Source organism: Kitasatospora sp. NBC_00070, from assembly GCF_045041205.1.
Classification (GTDB): Bacteria; Actinomycetota; Actinomycetes; order Streptomycetales; family Streptomycetaceae; genus Kitasatospora.
Genome location: NZ_CP108247.1, coordinates 3,987,172 through 4,007,130 on the forward strand (window position 1 = coordinate 3,987,172; position 19,959 = coordinate 4,007,130).

Below are 19,959 nucleotides of genomic sequence, written 5' to 3' on the forward strand. Positions count from 1 at the left end.
GGAAGGACCTCCCTCCGTGGCCGCACTTCCGTTCGCGTTCTCAGCACGTCCCGTTCCGGTGGCGGTGCGGTGGCGTACCGCCGTGCTGGCCGGGGTGACGGTCCCGCTGCTGCTGGCCGGGCCGGTCGCGCTGGCGGACCAGCGGGAGCCGGTCGGCCCGCCGCAGGTGGTGGTGGTGCTGCCGTCCGTGCCCTCGGTGGTGATACCCGAGCTCCCGGTGCTGCCCCAGCTCCCCGCCCTGCCTGCCCTGCCGACCGTGCAGCTGCCGGTCCGCCCGGGGACGACCCCGGTGCGGACCGTCCCGGCCAACCCCGCGCGGCCCGAGCACCCGGTGCGCCCCGAGCCGTCGCGGGCGGTCGACCCCTCGCCCGTACCGTCGGTGGCGCCGACGCCCACCCCGACGCCGTCCGTCGTGCCCAGTGCCGGTCCGTCGGCCGGCCCGTCCGCCGAGCCGAGCCCGTTGCCGACGCCCACCCCGACGCCTGCGGCGGAGCCGACGCCGCTGCCGAGCCCGGTGGCCGAGCCGACCCCGGCGGCCGCCGCCGGTCCGGCGGTGCCCGCGCCGCCGGTGGCGCCGGCCCGGCCGCACCAGGAGCCCGTCCTCCAGCCGCCCGCTCCGGCGGCCGCCGCCGTCGAGCAGCTCGCCGCCCCGTCGGCCGCGCGCGTCGCTCCGGCCGCTCCCGTCCTCCCCGCCGGGCCGGCTGCTCCGGCGGCCGAGGCCGGTGACCCGGCGGGCCCGACCGAGCCGTCCGCCGAGACCGGAACCGTCGAGGCGGCCGACCACCGGCCGGCCACGGCCGCCCGGATGGCGACCGGGTTCACCGCCCCGCTGCGCTGGACCGACGCCTCCAACCTGCAACTGCCGCTCGGCGCCGGACTGGCGATGATCGGCTGCGGGCTGGGGCTGGTCGGCCTGCGGCTGCGCCGCCGCTGACACCGGGTCAGCGCGGATCACCGGCGCGGGCGGCCCGGTACCCGGCATGATGGGCGACGAGTTGACCCTCTCCCCGCGTGAAGCATATGAAGGAGCTATGACTAAGCCGATGAACGAACGGTCGCAGTCGGAGGACGCCCCGAAGGTGCTGGTCGTGGGCCCGGACGGGATGCCGATCGGGGCGGTCCCCGGATCCGGCTTCGGCCGGATCGGCGAGGGCGAGGCGATGGAGCCGCGCGAGCTGCCGGTGACCGAGATGGTCGAGCAGCCCGCCAAGGTCATGCGGATCGGCAGCATGATCAAGCAGCTGCTGGAGGAGGTCCGGATGGCCCCCCTCGACGAGGCGAGCCGGGCCCGGCTGAAGGACATCCACGCCAGCTCGATCAAGGAGCTGGAGCTCGGCCTGGCGCCGGAGCTGGTGGAGGAGCTGGAGCGGCTCTCGCTGCCGTTCACCGAGGACACCATCCCGACCGAGGCCGAGCTGCGGATCGCCCAGGCCCAGCTGGTCGGCTGGCTGGAGGGCCTGTTCCACGGCATCCAGACCGCGCTGTTCGCCCAGCAGATGGCCGCCCGGGCCCAGTTGGAGCAGATGCGGCGCGCACTGCCGCCCGGCAGCCACGGCGCCGAACCGGAGTTCGACGAGCCGGCCGAGGGGCGCGGCATCCGTTCGGGGCCGTACCTGTAGAGCTGCTGCGCGGACTTCGTTCCAGCTCGGACACGGCCCCGCCCCGGCACCCGGTGGCGGCGGACCGAGCCGATACCCTGACCCCTGTCGCCGGGCCCCTGCGGGCCGGCGGCCGGGGTCGGTCCGGTTCGGGAACCGGACGGCCGCGCAGCCGGGACACCTCCGCAGCCGGAGGGGGAAGCAGGAGAGCATGAGCGGCGAGGACGGCAGCACGGTCGGGGGCCACTCGCTGGCGGGCGGCCGGTACGTGCTGCGGCACCTGCTCGGCCAGGGTGGGATGGCCTCCGTCCACCTGGCGCACGACACCGTGCTGGACCGCAAGGTGGCGGTGAAGACCCTGCACACCGAGCTGGGCCGGGAGCAGGCGTTCCGGGAGCGGTTCCGCCGGGAGGCGCAGGCGGTCGCCAGGCTCCAGCACACCAACATCGTCTCGGTCTTCGACAGCGGCGAGGACATCGGCCCGGACGGCGCGACCACCCCCTACATCGTGATGGAGTACGTCGAGGGCGAGTCCCTGCGCGACGTGCTGAGCGAGGCGATCGCCCGGCACGGCGCGATGCCCGCCGACCAGGCGCTGAAGATCACCGGGGCGGTGCTGTCCGCACTGGAGGCCTCGCACGACCAGGGCCTGGTACACCGGGACATCAAGCCGGGCAACGTGATGGTCAGCGCCAAGGGCACCGTGAAGGTGATGGACTTCGGCATCGCCCGCGCCCTGCAGTCCGGGGTGACCTCGATGACCCAGACCGGCATGGTGGTCGGTACCCCGCAGTACCTCTCGCCGGAGCAGGCGCTCGGCAAGAGCGTGGACGCCCGCTCGGACCTCTACTCGGTCGGCTGCATGCTGTTCGAGCTGCTCACCGGGCAGCTGCCGTTCGACGGCGACTCGCCCTTCTCGATCGCGTACAAGCACGTGCAGGAGGAGCCGCCCTCGCCGTCCGGGCTGAACCCGGCGGTCCGCCCCGGGGTGGACGCCCTGGTGGCCCGCGCGCTGCGCAAGGACCCGGGGCACCGGTTCCCCACCGCCGAGGCGATGCGGGCCGAGCTGGAGCGGATCGCGGCCGGGGCGCCGGACGCCGGGATGCCGCTGCGCACGGTCACCCCGCTGGTGATCGGCGAGGGTCCGCGCTCGGTGTCGGCCGGCGGCGCGGCCGCGGTCGGGGGTTCGCTGACCGGCTTCCCGCAGGTCGGCGGCGACCTGCGCGGGCCCGCCCCGCAGGTGCACCAGCCCTACCAGCCGTCCACCCCGCCGCCGTACGGGCCGCAGACCCCGCCGCCGGCGTTCGCCCAGCCGTACCCGGGGCCGCACACGCCGGGGCCGTTCCCGCAGCAGCAGGGGTACCCGGTGGCTCAGCCGCAGTACCCTCAGCAGTCGTACGCCGCACCGCGGTTCGCCCCGCAGCCGGCCAAGGGCAACGGGTGCTCGACCGCGCTGGTGGTGGTCGGGGTGATCATCGGGGTGATCCTGCTGGCCTGCGTGATCGTCGCGATCGTGGCGGCCAAGCAGGAGAAGCAGCGGGAGCAGGACACGTACGGTACCGGTGGGTCGGCGGCTTCGAGCCAGTACCTTCCGGACCGGCCGATCTGACCGTCGTACCGGCTCCGCCACGGCACGCCGGACCCGCCGAAGCGGTAGCGTTCCAAGGACGCAACTGACAGGGCGAACGGCCCGGGGCGAGGAGTGATGGCACAGACACAGCAGCCGGGCGACGGCGCGGACGAGACCCCCGACACGCCCGAGGTGCCGGCGGCCACCCCCACGCCCAGCACCGCCGAGACGGCGGAGACGGCTGTCCTGCCCGCCGGCGGCGGCGCCGGCCCGGCGACCCCCGGCCGGGGCACCGCCGCACCGCTCGGCACCGTCGGCGAGGGCCGCTACCGGCTCACCCACCGGCTCGGCCGGGGCGGGATGGCCGAGGTGTTCGCGGCCCAGGACGTCCGGCTGGCCCGGACGGTGGCGGTCAAGCTGCTCCGTACCGAACTCGCCCAGGACGAGACCGCCCGGCTCCGGTTCACCCGCGAGGCGCACTCGGTCGCCTCGCTCAACCATCACTCGATCGTCGCGGTCTACGACACCGGCGAGGAGATCGAGAACGGCGAGTCCACGCCGTACATCGTGATGGAGCTGGTCGAGGGCCGCACCGTCCGCGAACTGCTGGTGGACGAGGAGGCGCCGCCGGTCGACCAGGCGCTGATCATCATCGCCGGGGTGCTGGAGGCGCTCGCCTACAGCCACCGGCACGGCATCGTGCACCGCGACATCAAGCCCGCCAACGTGATCATCACGACCGGCGGCGCGGTCAAGGTGATGGACTTCGGGATCGCCCGCGCGCTCACCGGCGCGGCCAGCACGATGACCCAGACCGGCATGGTGATGGGCACCCCGCAGTACCTCTCGCCCGAGCAGGCGCTCGGCAAGGCGGTCGACCACCGCTCCGACCTGTACGCGGCCGGCTGCATGCTGTACGAACTGCTGGCGCTGCGACCGCCGTTCACCGGCGACACCCCGCTCTCGGTGGTCTACCAGCACGTCCAGGACGCGCCGGTGCCGCCCTCGCAGGCCAACGACCGGGTGCCGGTCGCGCTGGACGCGCTGGTGCTGCGCTCGCTGGCGAAGGACCCGGACGACCGGTTCCAGGACGCGGACGAGTTCCGGGCGCACCTGCAGCACGCACTGCGCGAGATGCACGGTGCGGCGGGTGCCGGGTACGCGGCGGGTGCCGCGGCCGCGGCCGCCGCGGCAGCCGGGCTGGCGGCGGCCGGGTCCGGGAACACCGGGGGATACCCCGGCTACGAGGGGGTCCCGAGCGGGGGCACCGCGATCACCGAGCCGCTCGGTGGGGTCGGGGCGTCCACCGACCCGACGGCCGTGCTCGGCTACCCGGTGGGCTCACCGTTCAAGACGCCCTCGGCGCCGTATCCCGCCGTGGGTGCGGGTGCTGACGACGGGGCGGCGGACGAGGAACCGAAGCGGCGACGGAACCCCTGGCCGGTGGTGGCCGGGGTGCTGCTGGTGCTCGGCGCCGCAGGCATCGGCATCGGGCTGGCACTGAACGGCAACCACGGCACCGGGACGCCGGTCACCCCGGCGACCTCGGACTCCGCCCCGGTCACGCCCAGCCCGTCGGCGGACACCCCGAGCCCGTCGGCCTCCAAGAACACCACCAAGAGCCCGTCGCCGACCCCGACGCCCACCCCCACGCCGTCGCCGACCCCGACGCCCACCCCGACCCCGACGCCCACTCCGACGCCGTCGCCGAGCCCGTCGAAGTCGTCGTCGCCGACGCCCACGCCGACCCCCACCCCGACGCCCACGCCGACCCCCACCCCGCCGGCGAGCAGCCCTCCGGCGGCGGAGCCGAACCAGCTGAACTCCTAGGCAAGCGCTCAACTTTTTGCAGGGCGCTCCGGGTCTACGGTCCAGGGGCTCGGGGGACGGCGACGGTTCGTGGCCGGCGGATATCACTGCGAAAGTGCCTGCCCACCTACGCGACGATCACCTTGTACGAGGTCGGCGTCGCCCACGCGGCTGAGCCGCACATCAGCAGGGCCCCGAGCCCCTGACCGTAGATGCCGAGCCACCTGCCAAAAGTCGGAGGCGCCTGCGCTCAGTTGGTCAGGGCGTCCAGGACCTGTTCGTACTCCTGGCACCACCAGGTGAGTTGGGCGGCCGAGGCGGGGAAGAGCGGGTCGGCGCGGTGGTCGGCGCGTTGGTAGTGCCACTGGAGCATCCAGAGGTCGTTGAGGCGTTCCCACCAGACCCGGTGGGCGGCGGCCGCCAGGTCGGCTGCGGTGGCGGCGCCGGTCGCGCGGTAGGCGCGGGACCAGCGGCGGACCCGGTTGAGGTCGAGGACGCCGGTGGTGCGGTCGTCGAAGAGCAGGGTGGCGGCCCGGACGGCCTCTTCGGCCTGCGGGCGGAGGCCGAGTTTGTCCCAGTCCAGGACGGCGGTCACCCGGCCCTGCCGGTGGAGCAGGTTGAGGCTGTGGAAGTCGCCGTGGGTCCAGCCGGTGGGCGGGGCGGCCTGTGGGGCGGGGCGGCGGTGGCGGTGGGTGTCGAGCAGGTCGAGCCGTTCGGTGAGCCGTCGTACGGCGAGGGTGTCGAAGGGAGCGGGCCCGGCGGCGACGGCCCGGTCGCGGAGGCGGCCGACCAGGCGGGCGGTCTCCTCGGGGTCGGCGGACCGGTGGCCGGCCGGCTGCCGGACGGGGGCGCAGACCCGGGCCAGGGCGCTGTGCAGACGGCCGAGCAGGGCGCCGAGGTCGCCGCCCTCCCGGAGGTCCAGTTCGGTGCCGTGCCGGTGCTCGCCCTCGACCCAGGGGAAGAGCGCGAACAGGCGGCCCTCCCGGCTGGTGCAGGTGCGGCCGTCCCGGGTCCGGACCGGGGGCGCGACCGGCAGCCCGAGCGCCGCCAGCGCGGTGGTCGCGCGGTGCTGGGCGGCCACTACGGGGCGGGTGGAGGTGGCCTGGTCGACGTAGCACTTGAGGAAGAACCGGCCGGCTTCGGTCTCCACCCGGTACCCCCGGTTGAGCAGCCCCTCGGCGACCGGTATGGCGCTGAACCGGGTGAGCCGGTAGGTGCGCAGCACCCCGGCCAGGGTGCGGTCCTGCACCGGGGGACTGAGCGTGCCGATGGGGGGTGCGCTGGTGTCCGGGCGGGCCGGTGCGCACGCGAAGGAGGTGCCGTGGGTCACGTGCCCTGAGCGTAGTGCTTGCCCGCAGGGGTACTTGACACAGTGTCAGCGATCTGCTCTCAGTGGTGGTGGTCCGCCTGGTGCCGCGCGACGTACGCGGCGGCCTGGGTCCGGCGCTCCATGCCCATCTTGGCGAGCAGGCTGGAGACGTAGTTCTTCACGGTCTTCTCGGCCAGGTGGAGCTCGTTGCCGATCTGCCGGTTGGTCATCCCCTCGCCGATCAGGTCGAGGATCCGGCGCTCCTGCTTCGTCAACTGGGCGAGCCGTTCGTCCTCCTTCTCGCCCCCGTCGCGGAGCCGGGCGAGCACCCGGCTGGTGGCGATCGGGTCGAGCAGGGACTTGCCCGCCGCCACGTCGCGGACGGCCGAGAGCAGGTCGGTGCCCCGGATCGCCTTCAGGACGTACCCGGAGGCCCCGGCCATGATGGCGTCGAAGAGCGCCTCGTCGTCCGAGAAGGAGGTGAGCATCAGGCACTTGATCTCGGGGTGCTGGGAGCGCACCTCGCGGCAGACCTCGACCCCGTTGCCGTCCGGCAGCCGGACGTCGAGCACGGCCACGTCCGGTCGCACGGCCGGGATCCGGGTGAGCGCCTCGGCGGCGGTGCCGGCCTCGCCGACCACCTCGATGTCGTCCTCGATCGAGAGCAGCTCGTGCACGCCCCGTCGGACGACCTCATGATCATCGAGCAGGAATACCCTGATTTGTCCGTTTCCAGTCACGGCCAAATGCTCCCATATATACGTACAGAAGACCTATCCTCCGTGCCGACCGGCGGCCGGAAATTGATGCCCGTTACCCCCTTACGCGGAGACTGCTGCCCGGATAGCGTGCGCAGGTGTCCTGACGGCCACGAAATGAGAGCCGCGCCACACCCGCGGCGCTCACGAAACCCGAACAACTAGGACGTCCTAGCGCAGAAGCGCCAAGGGGCTGCGCTGGGTAACGTTCTCGTGAGGGACGCCGTCGGAAAAGGAACACCACCTGCTGAGCAGTCGGTGCGCATACCCACGCGCTCCTGCGAGGCGGTGACCGGACCGGTCACCGGCGACCCCGGGCGGCCGGACAGACCGAGGAGTGAACGTGACCGTCAAAAGCACGACGAGGGCGCGCAAGAAGGCTGCCCCCGCCGTCCCTGACACCCTCTCGCCGGGTTCTTCGGAGAGCCGGCCGGACGCCCAGCCCGAGCTGGTCCAGCTGCTCACGCCGGAAGGCGTCCGGGTCGAGCACCCGGACTTCCCGTTGACCACCACGCCGGAGGAGCTCCGCTCGCTCTACCGGGACCTGGTGCTGGTCCGGCGCTTCGACGCCGAGGCGACCTCGCTGCAGCGCCAGGGCGAGCTCGGCCTGTGGGCCTCGCTGCTCGGCCAGGAGGCGGCCCAGGTCGGTTCCGGACGGGCGATGCGCACCGGGGACTACGCCTTCCCGACCTACCGGGAGCACGGCGTGGCCTGGTGCCGCGACGTCGACCCGCTGAACCTGCTCGGCATGTTCCGCGGCGTGAACCACGGCGGCTGGGACCCGAACGAGAAGAACTTCCACCTCTACACCATCGTGATCGGCGCGCAGACCCTGCACGCCACCGGCTACGCGATGGGCATCACCAAGGACGGCGCCGACGACGCGGTGATCGCGTACTTCGGTGACGGCGCCTCCAGCCAGGGCGACGTGAGCGAGGCGTTCACCTTCGCCTCGGTCTACAACGCGCCGGTGGTGTTCTTCTGTCAGAACAACCAGTGGGCGATCTCCGAGCCCACCACCAACCAGACCCGGATCCCGCTCTACCGCCGCGCCTCCGGCTTCGGCTTCCCGGGTGTCCGGGTGGACGGCAACGACGTGCTGGCCTGCCTCGCGGTGACCCGCTGGGCGCTGGACCACGCCCGCAGCGGCCAGGGCCCGGTGCTGGTGGAGGCGTTCACCTACCGGATGGGCGCGCACACCACCTCGGACGACCCGACCCGTTACCGGGCCACCGAGGAGACCGAGTCCTGGAAGGTCAAGGACCCGATCTCCCGGCTGAAGGCGTACCTGGACGCGGAGGGCCTGGCCGACGAGGCGTTCTTCGCCGGGGTCGAGGCGGAGAGCGAGCAGCTCGGCCTGCGGGTCCGCGAGGGCGTCCGGAACATGCCCGACCCGGACCCGACGCTGATCTTCGACCACGTCTACGCCGAGCCGCACACGCTGGTGGACGAGGAGCGGGCCGAGTACGAGGCGTACGCCGCCTCCTTCGAGGGCGGGGAGAACCACTGATGGCAGGTCAGCTCAGCATCGCCAAGGCGCTCAACGAGGCGCTGCGCAAGTCGCTGGAGAACGACCCGAAGACCTTGCTGATGGGCGAGGACATCGGGAAGCTCGGCGGCGTCTTCCGGATCACCGACGGCCTGCAGAAGGACTTCGGCGAGGACCGGGTGATCGACACCCCGCTCGCCGAGTCCGGCATCGTCGGCACCGCGATCGGCCTGGCGCTGCGCGGCTACCGCCCGGTGGTGGAGATCCAGTTCGACGGCTTCGTCTACCCGGCCTTCGACCAGATCGTCTCCCAGCTGGCCAAGATGCACGCGCGGGCCCTCGGGCACGTCAAGATGCCGGTCACCATCCGGATCCCGTTCGCCGGCGGCATCGGCGCGGTCGAGCACCACAGCGAGTCGCACGAGGCGTACTTCGCCCACACGGCCGGCCTGCGGGTGGTCACCCCCTCCAACGCGCACGACGCGCACTGGATGCTCCGGCAGGCGATCGCCTCGGACGACCCGGTGATCTTCCTGGAGCCGAAGCGCCGATACTGGGACAAGGGCGAGGTCGGCGACTCGGCCGACCTCGGGCTGCACGCCGCGCGGGTGGTCAGGCCCGGTGCCGACGCCACGCTGATCGCGTACGGGCCGATGGTGAAGGTCTGTCAGGAGGCCGCCGCGGCGGCCGAGGAGGACGGCCGCCGGCTCGAGGTGGTCGACCTGCGGTCGATCTCGCCGATCGACTTCGCCACCGTCGAGGAGTCGGTGAAGCGCACCGGCCGGGCGATCGTGGTGCACGAGGCGCCGGTCTTCATGGGCCTGGGCGCCGAGCTCGCGGCCCGGATCACCGAGCGCTGCTTCTACCACCTGGAGGCCCCGGTGCTCCGGGTCGGCGGCTACCACGCCCCGTACCCGCCGTCCCGGGTGGAGGAGTCCTACCTGCCCGACCTGGACCGCGTGCTCGACGCCGTCGACCGCGCCCTGGCGTTCTGAGAAGAGGAGCGAAATGACCACTGAAGTGCGCTCGCTCCGCGAGTTCAAGATGCCGGACGTCGGCGAGGGTCTGACCGAGGCCGAGATCCTGACCTGGTACGTCAAGCCCGGTGACGTGGTGACGGACGGTCAGGTGGTCTGCGAGGTGGAGACCGCGAAGGCGGCGGTCGAGCTGCCGATCCCGTTCAACGGGGTCGTCGAGACGCTGTTCTTCCCGGCCGGTTCGACGGTGGACGTCGGCACCGCGATCATCGCGATCGCGGTGGGGGAAGGGGCCGCTGAGCCCGCTCCCGCCGCCGCCCCGGCGGCAGTGCCGGCCGCCGAGGCGCCGGAGGCCGCGGTGCCCGAGCGCCGCGAGGTGCTGGTCGGGTACGGCCCGCGGACGGGCGGCGCCCAGCGCCGGGCCCGGAAGGCCCCGGCGGCCGCCGCCGTTCCGGCGCCGGTCGTGGTGATCCCCGTGCAGCCCGAACCCGCCTCGGCGGAGCGGCCGTTGGCCAAGCCGCCGGTGCGAAAGCTGGCCAAGGACCTGGGCATCGACCTGCGGACGGTCACCCCGACCGGCCCGGACGGTGTGATCACCCGGGAGGACGTGCACGCCGCGGTCGCCCCCGCCTCCGCTCCCGCGCCGGTGGTCGAGGCCGTGGTGGCCGCGACCCCGCTGCCGGTCGGTGCGGGTGACGTCCGGGTGCCGGTCAAGGGCGTCCGGAAGGCCACCGCGCAGGCCATGGTGGCATCGGCGTTCACCGCGCCGCACGTCACCGAGTTCATCCAGGTCGACGTCTCCCGGACCATGAAGCTGGTCCGGGAGCTCAAGGCGAGCGGCGAACTGGGCGAGGGCGTCCGGGTCAGCCCGCTGCTGCTGGTCGCCCGGGCGCTGCTCACCGCGATCCGGCGGCACCCCGAGATCAACGCCGCCTGGGACGAGGCGAACCAGGAGATCGTGCTCAAGGGCCAGGTCAACCTGGGGATCGCGGCGGCCACCCCGCGCGGTCTGCTGGTGCCCAACATCAAGGACGCCGGGTCCAAGACCCTGCCGCAACTGGCGCTCGCCCTCGGTGAGTTGACCGACGTCGCGCGGCAGGGCAAGACCTCACCGGCCGACCTGTCCGGCGGCACCGTGACGATCACCAACGTCGGCGTCTTCGGCGTCGACACCGGCACCCCGATCCTCAACCCCGGCGAGGCCGCCATCCTGGCCTTCGGCGCGGTCCGGGAGCTGCCGTGGGTGCACAAGGGCAAGGTGGTGCCCCGGCTGGTCACCACCCTGGCGCTCTCCTTCGACCACCGCCTGGTCGACGGCGAGCTGGGCTCCAAGGTGCTGGCCGACACGGCCGCCGTCCTGGAGCGCCCGAAGCGTCTGATCACCTGGGGCTGACGCCCCTTCGGCACACGGACGGGCCCTGCTCCCTCGGGAGCAGGGCCCGTCCGGCGTTTCAGCCCCGGGTGCGACGGGTCCGACGGACCATCAGCAGCACGCCGGTGCCGAGCGCGACCATGGCGGCGGCGGAGGCGAGCAGGAAGGTGTTGGGGGTGGTGCTGCCGGTCTCGGCCAGCTCGGTGGTGGCAGCGGCAGTGGGCGAGACGCTCGGCGTCGGCGCGGCGGCGGGCACGTCCTTGGCGGCGGCGGGCACGGCGGCGGGGGCCTGGGCTGCGGGGGTCTTGGGTGCGGGGGTCTTGGGTGCGGGCGGGCGGACCATGGTCAGTGTGAGCGGCTCGGTGCCCTCGCCGAGGTGGACCTCGACGGACTTCTGCTCGACCGGGGTGCTGCTCTTCAGGCCGAGCCGGAAGAGGAAGCGCTTGGTCTGGCCGGCCGCGAGCGGTCCCCTGCCCGCGGTGACGTCGATGTTGTTGAGGACCGGGTCGCAGCTGTGCCGGAGCGGGAGGCTCTTCCAGCCGCCGTCGACCATCATCTCGACGGTGATGTCCTCGGGGCGGAGGTTGACCTTCCGCAGGTCGTTGGAGACGTCGCCGGACTGCGGGTTCCACAGGGCGGGGCGGGGTGCGATGCTCCGGTAGTCCTCGCCGGTCCCGTTCGACAACTTGAGGCCGAACTCCACCTTGGGCCCACCCACGGTGATCCTGTCGGGCGTCCCCGGGATGATCGTGGTGACCGGCTCGGTGGCGTGGTGCTCCCACGCCTCGGTCGCGGCCGGGGCGGGCTCGTCGCCGCAGGCCCAGGCGGTCGAGGCGGGGAGGACGGTCAGCCCGGCGGTGAGGGCGGCGACGGCGACGAGCGGGACGATCTTCGCGAAACGGTTGATAACGGGCGTGCGCATGACGTGTCTCCCCCAAGGAGCTGAAACTGGCGATGAGTTGGTGAAGGGGCGCCGCCTGCCCGACTTCCGCCGGACCCTGCTCTCCGTGCCTTCAACGGTTAAGACGTGCATCCCGCCCGGGGGTTGCAGGTGGGTTCGGAAATCTTTTTCGAGCACTGTTCGGGCACCCTCCGGGATACTGCCGGGGTGACTGGAACACGGGGGACGACAGCGGCACCGCAGGACACCACCGAGCCTCGGCCGTCGCTGCGCAGGGACGTGTCGGGGCCGGCCCTGCTGGCCGGGCTGGTGTGTGTGGCGGTGTCGTTCTCGGGACCGCTGGTGGTGGTGCTGGCGGCGGCCGAGGCGGGGCACCTGGACCCGGGGCAGACCGCCTCGTGGATCTGGGCGGTGTCGATCGGCAGCGGGCTGAGCTGCCTGCTGCTGAGCTGGTGGACCAGGACCCCGGTGATCGCGGCGTGGTCCACCCCGGGCGCGGCGCTGCTGGTGACCAGCCTGGGGGAGTACCCGTACCGGGAGGCGGTCGGGGCGTTCCTGGTGAGCAGTGTGCTGGTGGCGCTGTTCGGGGTGACCGGGCTGTTCGGGCGGCTGATCCGGGCGATCCCGGTGGGGATCGTGAACGCGATGCTGGCGGGCATCCTGTTCTCGTTCGGGGCCGGGATCTTCACCTCGCTGAAGACCGCCCCGGTGCTGGTGCTGGGCAGCTTCGCGGCCTTCCTGGCCGCCCGCAGGTTCGTGCCCAGGTACGCCGTGCCGGTGGCCCTGCTGACGGGCGGTCTGCTGGCGGCCGTCACGGTCGGACTGCCGCTGCAGTTCGGGGCCGGCGGTCCGGTCCGGCCGGAGCTGACGGTGCCGCAGTTCAGCTGGGCCGCCACGGTCGGGCTCGCGCTGCCGCTCACCATCGTCGCGCTGGCCTCGCAGAACGCGCCCGGTCTCGGCGTGATGCGGGCCTCCGGCTACCAGCCGGACGACCGGCTGCTGATCGGCGCGACCGGCGGGCTCTCGGTGCTGCTGGCCCCGTTCGGTTCGCCGGGGGTCAACCTGGCCGCGATCACCGCCGCGATCTGCACCAGCCCGGAGAGCCACCCCGACCCGCGTCGCCGGTACGTCGCCGGGATGTCCACCGGCGTGCTGTACATCCTGATCGGCAGCTTCGCCGGGGTGCTGGTCAGCCTCTTCACCGGCCTGCCCACCGCGCTGGTCGCGGTGGTCGCGGGCACCGCCCTGCTGGCCTCCTTCCAGGGCAGCCTGACCGGCGCGACGGCCGACGAGCACGGCCGGGACGGCGCGGTGGTGACCTTCCTGGCCACCGCCTCGGGGATGACCCTGTACGGCATCGGCTCGGCGTTCTGGGGCCTGCTGTTCGGTGTCGCGACGCACCTGGTGCTGCAGGCCGGGCGGTCCCGCCGGGGCTGACCCGCAACCGGGGCTGGGCCGGTCGGCCGACCGGCTGCACCGGTCCGGGGAACTTGGCGCACGGGGGGACTGCGGGGGCGGCCGGACCGGGTACGTCTTCGCGACCCCCCACCCGAGCCCCCCGCCGGGTGACCGGAGCAGCGAGGACGAACCCGTATGCCTTCTGGCAATCCTGGCCGTCGTCTGCTCCGCGGTCTGGCCGCCGCCGTCCTGCTGGCCGCGGCCGTCCTGCCCGCCGCGCTGGAGGTGGCCTCCCCGCCGCCGTACGACGTGATCGGCGTCCCGTCCCCGGCCCCGGAACTGGCCCTGCCGCCGCACGTCCTGCGGCAGGCCGGGCTGCGGCCGGACGGGGCCGCCCCGACCGTCGACATACGGCGGACCGGGGCGCCCGCCAACCGGATCACCCTGGTGCTGCTCGGCGACGGCTACACGGCCGAGCAGCAGGAGCTGTTCCGGCAGCAGTCCGACCTGGCCTGGCAGTCGCTGATGGAGATCGAGCCGTTCCGCAGCTACCAGGGCTTCTTCAACATAAGGCGGGTCGAGGTGATCTCCCCCGCGGCCGGGATCGCCGAGGGCGACCAGTCCGGCCGCCGCCCCGGCTCGCCGCTCGGCATGCACTTCTGGTGCGAGGGCACCGCCCGGCTGCTCTGCGCCGACGAGACCGCCACCGCCCGGTACGCCGGGGAGGGCGAGGGGCCGCAGTACCTGATCGCACTGGCCAACTCCAAGGAGTACGGCGGCGCGGGCGGCACCGGGGTGACCACGCTGGCGGGCGGCAACCCGGACGCCGGGCGGATCATCCAGCACGAGATAGGGCACACCGTCGGCGACCTGGGCGACGAGTACGACAGCGCACCGGCCGACGCCGACTACCCCAACCTGTCCACCCAGGACGCCGACGGGATGCGCCGGGACCGGCAGAAGTGGTGGCGCTGGCTGGGCACCGAGTCGCCCGACGGCGGCGGCGTGATCGGCGCGTACCGGAGCGCCAACGGGGTCTACCGGCCGACCGCCGACTCGGTCATGCGCACCCTCGGCGGCAGTTACAACCTGCCCTCCAGGGAGGCCATCATCAAGCAGATCTACCAGCGGGTCGGCCCGACCGACCCGCCGGTCCCGGCGGCCGGCGAGGTGACCGGACGGCCCCGGCTGGCGGTGCGGCCGCTGCCGCTGACCGGGGCGCGCCGGCTCGCGGTGGAGTGGCGGGTGGACGGCCGGGTGGTGGACAGCCCGGCCGAGGACCGGGGCTGGTTGGACACGGCGGGGCTGACCGTCCCGGCCGGACGGACCGTCACGGTCACCGCGACCGTCCGGGACGACACCGACTGGGTCCGCGACGAGGCGTTCCGCGAGCAGCGGATGACCCGGACGGTGAGCTGGCTGCTCAGGGGCTGAACCGGCCCTTCGTGCCCGGATCGTTGCCCGTCCCGGGCCGGCCGTGGTTGACGCGCTGCATAGTCTGTTCGACGTGACCGTGGACCCCGAGACCGCCAGCCCCGCCGCCCTCCGAGCCGTCCCGGGCCAGCGGTCACCCCTGCCGACCACCGCGCTGCCGGTCTCGCCGCCGGGCGGCCGGGCCGCCTGGTTCGCCTGGTGGATCGGGGTCAGCGTCTACGTCCTGGCGGTGATCCACCGCACCAGCCTCGGCGTGGCCGGGATCGACGCCGTCGAACGGTTCGGCATCGGGGCCTCCGCGCTCTCCACCTTCGCGGTGCTCCAGGTGCTGGTCTACGCGGCGATGCAGATACCCGTCGGGCTGCTGGTGGACCGGTTCGGGCCGCGCCGGGTGCTGCTCACCGGCATCCTGCTGCTGAGCCTGGGTCAGCTCGCCTTCGCCTTCTCCACCTCGTTCGGACCGGCGCTGGTCTCCCGGGCGGTGCTCGGCTGCGGGGACGCGATGACCTTCATCAGCGTGCTGCGGGTCTCCGCGCGCTGGTTCCCCGCCGCGAAGAACCCGCTGGTAGCCCAACTCACCGGCCTGGCCGGGATGGGCGGCAACCTGATCACCACCGTGGTGCTCGCCCAGGCCCTGCACCGCGAGGGCTGGACGGCCAGCTTCGCCTTCGTCGCCCTGCTCGGGGTGGGGGTCTTCGCCCTGGTCGCGCTGCTGCTCCGGGAGGCCCCGGCGGGCGTCGCGGTGGTGCCGACGGCCGGGCGGCGGCTCGGGGTCCGTTCGCAGATCCGCGACGCCTGGGGCGAGCCGGGCACCCGGCTCGGCATGTGGGTGCACTTCACCACGGCGTTCCCCGGCGCGGCGTTCGGACTGCTCTGGGGGATGCCCTACCTGGTGGAGGGTCAGGGCATGACCCGGGGCGAGGCGGGCGGCCTGCTCACCGTCCTGGTCGGCAGCAACATGGTCTGCGCGCTGCTGCTCGGACGGCTGCTCTCCCGGTCGGCCCGGGCCCGGATGCCGATCACCCTGACCGTGATCGCCGCCACGGCGGTCAGCTGGGCCGTGGTGCTCGCCTGGCCGGGGGCGCACCCGCCGCTCTGGCTGCTGCTCGTCCTGCTGGTGGTGATGGGCACCAACGGCCCCGCCTCACTGGTCGGCCTCGACTACGCCCGCGCCCACAACCCGCCCGAACGCCTGGGCACCGCCTCCGGCATCGCCAACATGGGCGGCTTCATCGGCACGGTGATCACCCTCTTCGGGGTCGGCCTGCTGCTCGACACCCTGGCGGGGGCGGACGGGGTGCACTCGGCGGAGGCGTACCGGTGGGCGCTGTGCTGGCTGTTCGTACCGCTGGGGGTCGGGACGGGGATGATCCTGCGGTTGCGCCGGCTGGCTTAGGGTTTCCGACCTGCGGAGACGTCGATACCCTCGCTGGAGGCGAGGGTATCGACGGCGCGTCCGGCCGCCACGGCAGCAGGCCGTTGCTCCGCAGGATCTCGTTGAACTCGGGCACCCGGTCCGGAACCTGATCGGCCCGACCTCGCCGTGCACGGTGGCCCGGATGCCGGTGGCTCCTCCGCGCGAGGCGGCCGCAGGTGGACGGGTCACGAGGCGGCGGATCGGGTCGACCAGCTTGAGCTTCTCGCAGCGCGGGATCATCCGGCTGCCCCGGATCCCGACCCGCTCCACGGTCAGGCACTCGAAGTACGGGCCGAACGGCGGCCCGCTGTCCTCCTGACGGCTCGGCACCCGGAACTCCATCTCGCCGTGCCGGCAGTGCACCGTCCCGTCCGAGCGGACGTGGATGCCGGCACCGTCTCCTGGCCGAGTTCGGCGAGGATCTGCACCTGCTGACCGATCGCCTCGCTCAGCGTCTCGGCCATCCGCTGCTGCTGCTTCGGCACGTCGGTGTCACCGCGCCGGATCGACGGGAGCAGGTCGGCGGTGACCCAACGCTGGAACGGCTTGGCCGCAGCCTTGTCCGATCGCATGAGCAGGGTGTAGAGCCCCGCGTCGCTGATCAGGTTGAGCAGCGGGTAGCCCCGCCGGTAGGGCCTCTCACCTGCGCTTTCGCTATTACCCTCATTCCGAATGAGGGTAATAGCGCGGCCGTTCACGGTCCTGCAGTGCTCTTCGCCGACCAGTTTGGCGGTCTGGCTCGGGTTGCCCCGGCCGAGGACCTTGCAGACGTCCGCTGTGACGAACCACGGCTCCCCGTCGATCATCACCACCCGGATCGGCTGCCCCGTGACCGGGAAGCTGGAGCGGACGAGTTCCATGTGCTGTCCGGTGTTGTCGTGCAGGACGGCCCTCCTTCGCGTTCGGGTGCATGGGCTGCCCGGAACAACGAGGCCGTACGGGTGGCATGGTGGTACGAGTCGAACTGGTGGGAGCGTGTGGTGCGCCACCCCGCGTGCGGAGCGGGTGTGCTCCGAACGGGGTGTAACGCGCCGTCAGGGGGTGACCGCGAAGTGGGCCAGGATGCGGGCGCCGAGTTCCCGGTCGCCGTCGACGGTGACCGGGCCGGGGCGGCCGCGGCCGCAGGCGAGGCGGAGGTAGGTCTCCCAGTCGAGGGTGAGGCGGACGTCGGGGGCGAGGCTGACCGTCTCGTCGGCGGTGGCGTGGCCGGTCTCGTCGACCCGGACGGTGCGGAGGAACTCGACCGGGCCGGAGACGTCCAGGGCGAGGGTGGTGCCGGGAGGGGCGCCGACGGCCTTGCCGAGCACCTTGGGGAGGCCGGCCAGCAGGACGTCGCGGGAGATCAGGGCGGCGGGGGAGTCCAGGTTGCCGGGGACGCCGAGCGCCCGGCGGAGGTCCTGCTCGTGCACCCAGACGTCGAAGGTGCGCAGCCGGAGCAGCTCGGTGTACGGCACGTCCCGGGAGAGCGGTCCGGCCGGCCAGCGGACCAGGTCGTCCGGCTCGTGCTTGGAGGTGCGCAGCGCCCGCGAGCGGCGGATGACGGTGTACTCCAGCTCGCCGGTCATCTCGGGCGCGGTGTGGCAGCGCCGCTTGTCGACCGGGAGCTCCATGTAGCGGGCGAACTCGTCGGTGACGTGCCGGAGGTCGCGCGGCAGGGAGTGGATCGGGCGCGGGTCGCCGAGCAGTTCGGACTCCAGCGCGATGATGTGCGAGACGACGTCACGGACCGACCAGCCGGGGCATTCGGTGGCGCGGTTCCAGGCGTCGGTGGGCAGCGGGGCCAGCAACTCGGCTATCGCCTCGATGGACTGGGTCCATGCGTCGATGCAAGCCTGCACGGTCTGGTTCTCCGTCACGGGATTCTCCGGCCCTCCGTCAGCTTCCGTACTGTGCCGCCCTGGAGCGCGAACCCGGGTGTTCCGGCTTCCGGGCGGCGGCGCTAACCGCACGTTACGCTGCCGGGTGACAGCCGGGCAGTGCTTTCGGGTGACGATCGTAGGACTGGTCTCATGGACGGTGGTAGTGTGCGCGCTTCATTGATCCAAATCGACGTCTCGGACGTCGAACCGCCCGCCGAACGGCGGGCCAGGGTAGCCGCGTTGGTCCGTGCCCAGGAGGGCGCCGACCTGGTGGTGCTGCCCGAGTTGTGGCCACTCGGCGGCTTCGCCTACGACGCCTGGTCGGACGGTGCGGAGCCGCTGGACGGGCCGACCGCCGAGGCGATGTCGGCCGCCGCCAGGGCCGCCGGGGTGTGGCTGCATGCCGGTTCGATCGTCGAACGCGATCCGGACGGCCCGATCTACAACACCTCCCTGCTGTTCGCCCCGGACGGGGAGCTGACCACCACTTATCGCAAGATCCACCGCTTCGGTTTCGACAGCGGCGAGGCGATCGCGATGGGGGCCGGGCAGGAGATCGTGGCCACCACCACCGAGCTGGGCACCATCGGCCTGGCCACCTGTTACGACCTGCGCTTCCCGGAGCTGTTCCGGGCCCTGCTGGACGCCGGGGCCGAGCTGCTGCTGATCCCGGCCGCCTGGCCGGAGCGGCGGCGCGAGCACTGGACCCTGCTGGCCCGGGCCCGCGCGGTGGAGGAGCAGGCGTACGTGCTGGCCTGCAACACCGCCGGGACGCACGGCGGGGTCGAGCAGGCCGGGCACAGCATCGTGGTCGACCCGTGGGGCAAGGTGCTGGCCGAGGCCGGCGCGGGCGAACAGGTGCTGACCGTGGACTTCGACCCGGCGGGGGCGGCCAAGGCCCGCTCCGAGTTCCCGGTGCACCGGGACCGGCTGCTCGGTATCCCGGCCCCCGTCCAGCGCTGAGCCGGCCCGGTGCCGCACCGGGCCGCCCCGGTGGCCGGGCGCATGTCCAGGTATGGACACTGATAGGGCTCTTGCGCACCGGGTGGGCGCATTTGAGAAGATGAGCCCTGGTCGTGTTCCTGTCGGACCGGCCGCCGTGCAGTGCCGAGCCCGGAGAGGAGGCTGCCGCCCGGATGTCCAGCCCCACGGCTCCCCCCGGCGACGGCCGCCCGGCGATCCAGCGCAACAGCCTGCGCGAGCAGATCGCCGCCGCGCTGCGCGAGGAGATGATGGCGGGCCGCCTGGCGGCCGGCCGCAACTTCACCGTCAAGGAGATCGCCGAGCTGTACGGCGTCTCCGCCACCCCGGCGCGGGAGGCCCTGGTCGACCTGGCGGCCCAGGGCCTGCTCCGGGCCGAGCACCACCGGGGCTTCACCGTCCCGGAGTTCGACTGGTCGGACTTCGTGGAGATCTTCGAGGCCCGCACCATGCTGACGGACAGCGCCTTCCGGCAGCTCGGCTCCCGGGCCAGCGGCTACGACTGGCGGCGGCTGCCCTCGCTGCGCCGCCGGGCCGAGGCGGCCCAGCGGGCCTCCCGGTCCGGTCAGCTGGACGTGCTGGTCGGCTGCGACCTGCGGTTCTGGCACGAGGCAGGGGCGCTGCTCGACAACAGCCGGGTCTCCGGTTACCTGGGCTGGCTGCGGGTGCAGTCCTGGATGTTCGCCGCCCCGTACCTGCGGTCCGCCGGCGGGCTCGAAGGGGTCTGCTGGGACCGGCACCCGGAGCTGGTGGACCGGATCGAGGCCCGGGACATCCCGGGGGCGCACCAGGTGGTGAACGAGTACAACCTGTTCACCGTCGAGCTGCTGGCCCGGCTGACCGGTCGGCCGCTGGACTCGGTGGCGGTGCTCCCGCTGCTCCGCGAGCCGGTGGCGGCGCCGCAGCCGACGGCTCCGGCCGCCGCGGCGGGCGAGGTCGGGCTCGGTCTGGTGCCGCTGCCCAGGGCCGTCCCGCCGGGCCGTTTCGGCCGTCCGCGACAGCCCCGGGCCGGGGCAGGTACCGAGGAGCCGGTGGCGCAGTAGGGTGGGCTCTTCCCGTGTCCGCCCTCTGAGAGGAAGAGCCGGCC

16 protein-coding genes and 1 pseudogene are annotated in these 19,959 nt (G+C 73.2%); 12 read left to right on the forward strand and 5 right to left on the reverse strand.

The features are described 5' to 3' along the window. Nucleotides 1-16: 16 nt before the first annotated feature. From OHV05_RS18465 to OHV05_RS18480, 4 genes and pseudogenes are all read left to right on the forward strand, one after another. Nucleotides 17-934: a hypothetical protein gene (locus tag OHV05_RS18465; RefSeq protein ID WP_405018664.1), complete on the forward strand. Its 918-nt coding sequence runs from the start codon at nucleotides 17-19 to the stop codon at nucleotides 932-934. A 97-nt stretch (nucleotides 935-1,031) separates the two neighbouring features. Next, nucleotides 1,032-1,619 carry a bacterial proteasome activator family protein gene (locus tag OHV05_RS18470; RefSeq protein ID WP_405018665.1) on the forward strand — a complete coding sequence of 196 codons (588 nt, stop codon included), beginning with the start codon at nucleotides 1,032-1,034 and terminating at the stop codon, nucleotides 1,617-1,619. 190 nt (nucleotides 1,620-1,809) lie between these two features. Next, nucleotides 1,810-3,147: pseudogene (locus tag OHV05_RS18475) on the forward strand (protein kinase domain-containing protein); the annotation flags it as partial. A 156-nt stretch (nucleotides 3,148-3,303) separates the two neighbouring features. Further along, a complete protein-coding gene (locus tag OHV05_RS18480; RefSeq protein ID WP_405018666.1) occupies nucleotides 3,304-4,998 on the forward strand; it encodes a protein kinase domain-containing protein in 1,695 nt (564 codons plus the stop codon). 229 nt (nucleotides 4,999-5,227) lie between these two features. Here the strand turns inward: OHV05_RS18480 and OHV05_RS18485 are convergent, their stop codons facing one another. After that, nucleotides 5,228-6,307, reverse strand: a complete 1,080-nt coding sequence (locus OHV05_RS18485; protein WP_405018667.1) for a phosphotransferase enzyme family protein — start codon at nucleotides 6,305-6,307, stop codon at nucleotides 5,228-5,230. A 59-nt stretch (nucleotides 6,308-6,366) separates the two neighbouring features. Continuing rightward, nucleotides 6,367-7,026, reverse strand: coding sequence for a response regulator (locus tag OHV05_RS18490; RefSeq protein WP_403043992.1), 660 nt, complete (start codon nucleotides 7,024-7,026; stop codon nucleotides 6,367-6,369). Between the two features lie 361 nt (nucleotides 7,027-7,387). On the opposite strand from OHV05_RS18490, the gene pdhA reads away from it, so the two are divergent. From pdhA to OHV05_RS18505, 3 genes are read left to right on the forward strand one after another with little or no spacing between them, the layout of a single operon-like run. Then, the gene (pdhA, locus tag OHV05_RS18495) at nucleotides 7,388-8,554 is read left to right on the forward strand and encodes a pyruvate dehydrogenase (acetyl-transferring) E1 component subunit alpha (protein WP_405018668.1); all 1,167 of its coding nucleotides are present in this window, start codon (nucleotides 7,388-7,390) and stop codon (nucleotides 8,552-8,554) included. Next, a complete protein-coding gene (locus OHV05_RS18500; RefSeq protein ID WP_405018669.1) occupies nucleotides 8,554-9,528 on the forward strand; it encodes an alpha-ketoacid dehydrogenase subunit beta in 975 nt (324 codons plus the stop codon). Before pdhA ends, OHV05_RS18500 begins: the two co-directional genes overlap by 1 nt. Before the next feature lie 13 nt (nucleotides 9,529-9,541). Then, nucleotides 9,542-10,903: a dihydrolipoamide acetyltransferase family protein gene (locus OHV05_RS18505; protein ID WP_405018670.1), complete on the forward strand. Its 1,362-nt coding sequence runs from the start codon at nucleotides 9,542-9,544 to the stop codon at nucleotides 10,901-10,903. 58 nt (nucleotides 10,904-10,961) lie between these two features. Here OHV05_RS18505 and OHV05_RS18510 read toward each other — a convergent pair whose 3' ends face one another. Continuing rightward, the gene (locus tag OHV05_RS18510; protein WP_405018671.1) at nucleotides 10,962-11,804 is read right to left on the reverse strand and encodes a hypothetical protein; all 843 of its coding nucleotides are present in this window, start codon (nucleotides 11,802-11,804) and stop codon (nucleotides 10,962-10,964) included. Nucleotides 11,805-11,990: 186 nt separating this feature from the next. Here OHV05_RS18510 and OHV05_RS18515 point away from each other — a divergent pair, with 186 nt between their 5' ends. The 3 genes from OHV05_RS18515 (at nucleotide 11,991) to OHV05_RS18525 (ending at nucleotide 16,011) form a co-directional block, all read left to right on the forward strand. Continuing rightward, nucleotides 11,991-13,220 carry a benzoate/H(+) symporter BenE family transporter gene (locus OHV05_RS18515; RefSeq protein ID WP_405018672.1) on the forward strand — a complete coding sequence of 410 codons (1,230 nt, stop codon included), beginning with the start codon at nucleotides 11,991-11,993 and terminating at the stop codon, nucleotides 13,218-13,220. Nucleotides 13,221-13,376: 156 nt separating this feature from the next. Continuing rightward, complete coding sequence (locus OHV05_RS18520) at nucleotides 13,377-14,615, forward strand: M64 family metallopeptidase (protein WP_405018673.1); 1,239 nt, start codon at nucleotides 13,377-13,379, stop codon at nucleotides 14,613-14,615. Nucleotides 14,616-14,688: 73 nt separating this feature from the next. Then, a complete protein-coding gene (locus OHV05_RS18525) occupies nucleotides 14,689-16,011 on the forward strand; it encodes a nitrate/nitrite transporter (protein ID WP_405018674.1) in 1,323 nt (440 codons plus the stop codon). Nucleotides 16,012-16,304: 293 nt separating this feature from the next. On the opposite strand, the gene OHV05_RS18530 is transcribed toward OHV05_RS18525, so the two are convergent. Together OHV05_RS18530 and OHV05_RS18535 are read right to left on the reverse strand one after the other, a co-directional pair. Then, a complete protein-coding gene (locus OHV05_RS18530) occupies nucleotides 16,305-16,892 on the reverse strand; it encodes a Bro-N domain-containing protein (RefSeq protein WP_405018675.1) in 588 nt (195 codons plus the stop codon). Nucleotides 16,893-17,066: 174 nt separating this feature from the next. Next, complete coding sequence (locus tag OHV05_RS18535) at nucleotides 17,067-17,888, reverse strand: maleylpyruvate isomerase family mycothiol-dependent enzyme (protein ID WP_405018676.1); 822 nt, start codon at nucleotides 17,886-17,888, stop codon at nucleotides 17,067-17,069. A gap of 168 nt (nucleotides 17,889-18,056) precedes the next feature. On the opposite strand from OHV05_RS18535, the gene OHV05_RS18540 reads away from it, so the two are divergent. Further along, entirely contained in the window at nucleotides 18,057-18,854 is a 798-nt protein-coding gene (locus OHV05_RS18540) for a carbon-nitrogen family hydrolase (RefSeq protein WP_403043968.1), read from the forward strand. A gap of 173 nt (nucleotides 18,855-19,027) precedes the next feature. Then, nucleotides 19,028-19,915, forward strand: coding sequence for a GntR family transcriptional regulator (locus OHV05_RS18545; protein ID WP_405018677.1), 888 nt, complete (start codon nucleotides 19,028-19,030; stop codon nucleotides 19,913-19,915). Nucleotides 19,916-19,959 lie beyond the last annotated feature (44 nt).